This window comes from Chromatocurvus halotolerans (genome assembly GCF_004340525.1).
In the GTDB taxonomy this organism is placed as follows: domain Bacteria; phylum Pseudomonadota; class Gammaproteobacteria; order Pseudomonadales; family Halieaceae; genus Chromatocurvus; species Chromatocurvus halotolerans.
In genome coordinates, this window is sequence record NZ_SLWX01000043.1 from 1 (window position 1) to 1,313 (window position 1,313).

Below are 1,313 nucleotides of genomic sequence, written 5' to 3' on the forward strand. Positions count from 1 at the left end.
AACAGTCGGTGCGGGTCTCCGCTACCGCCTTGATCCATTACCAACGCAACCGCTACAGCGTGCCAGCAGAGCTGGCACACCAGGTTATCAGCCTGCGGGTGTATCCCTGGGAGCTCGTGCTGGTTGCCGAGAATGAGGAGGTGGCGCGGCATCGGCGCTGCTTTGACCGTCACCAGACGATCTACGAGTGGCAACATTATGTTGGCGTGCTACAGCGCAAGCCCGGCGCACTGCGCAACGGCGCCCCGTTTACCGAGATGCCGGAGCGCCTCAAGACCTTGCAGCGGTATCTGTTGCGCCATGAGGGCGGCGACCGGGTGATGGCTCAGGTTTTGGCCGCTGTTGTGTCTGAAGGTCTGGAACCGGTGTTGGTCGCGGTCGAACTGGCATTGGAGTCCGGCAATATCAGCGGTGAGCATGTGCTGAACGTGCTCGCCCGGCTACAATCACCACTGCTCCCGCAAGCCCCGGTGGAGACCTCGCTGACGCTCGCCGAGGAACCCCAGGCGAACGTGCATCGCTATGACCATTTGCGAAGCCCGGTGCCTGAGGAGGTGAATGATGTCCAATGACCTGATCTCACAACTGAAGGCGCTCAAGCTGCACGGCATGGCGCAGACCTTGCCGGAACTGATGGCGAAGGCACGTAGTCATGCCCTGGACGCGGAGCAAGTCTTGCAGGTGCTCTTGGCGGCGGAGTCAGCGGAGCGGGAAGTCAAATCCCTGGCCTACCAGATGAAGGCGGCCCGGTTCCCGGCGCACCGTGACCTTGCGGGCTTCGATTTTACCCAGGCGCGGGTCGATGAAGCTCTGGTCCGTCGGCTGCACAGCAGCGAGTTCATGAGCAGTGCGCAAAACGCGGTCTTGATTGGCGGACCGGGCACCGGCAAGACCCACCTGGCCACCGCTATCGGTGTGGAAGCGATCCAGCGCCATCAGCGCCGGGTTCGGTTCCTCTCGACGGTGGAACTGGTGAACACTCTGGAGCAGGAGAAGGCTGCCGGCAAGCAGGGCCAGTTGGCATACCGCCTGACCCATGTTGATCTGGTGATCCTAGACGAGTTGGGGTACCTGCCGTTTAGCCAGGCAGGGGGAGCCTTGCTGTTCCATCTACTCTCGAAGCTCTACGAGCGCACCAGCGTGATGATCACCACCAACCTGGGCTTTGCCGAATGGGCCAGTGTGTTCGGCGACGCCAAGATGACCACAGCACTGCTGGACCGTCTCACCCACCACTGCCACATTGTGGAAACCGGCAACGAGTCCTGGCGGTTCCGTCACAGCCTGGCAAGCGGCAACAGCAAGCGGAGAAA

General features: G+C 61.8%; 2 protein-coding genes. Both read left to right on the top strand.

Annotated features, from left to right (window positions below; genetic code table 11):
• Positions 1-572, top strand: a 572-nt coding sequence (locus EV688_RS17515; RefSeq protein WP_424282868.1) for a Mu transposase domain-containing protein, incomplete at its 5' end; no start/stop codon positions are given.
• Positions 559-1,313, top strand: a 755-nt coding sequence (istB, locus tag EV688_RS17315; RefSeq protein WP_207895414.1) for an IS21-like element helper ATPase IstB, incomplete at its 3' end; no start/stop codon positions are given. The genes EV688_RS17515 and istB, both read left to right, overlap by 14 nt.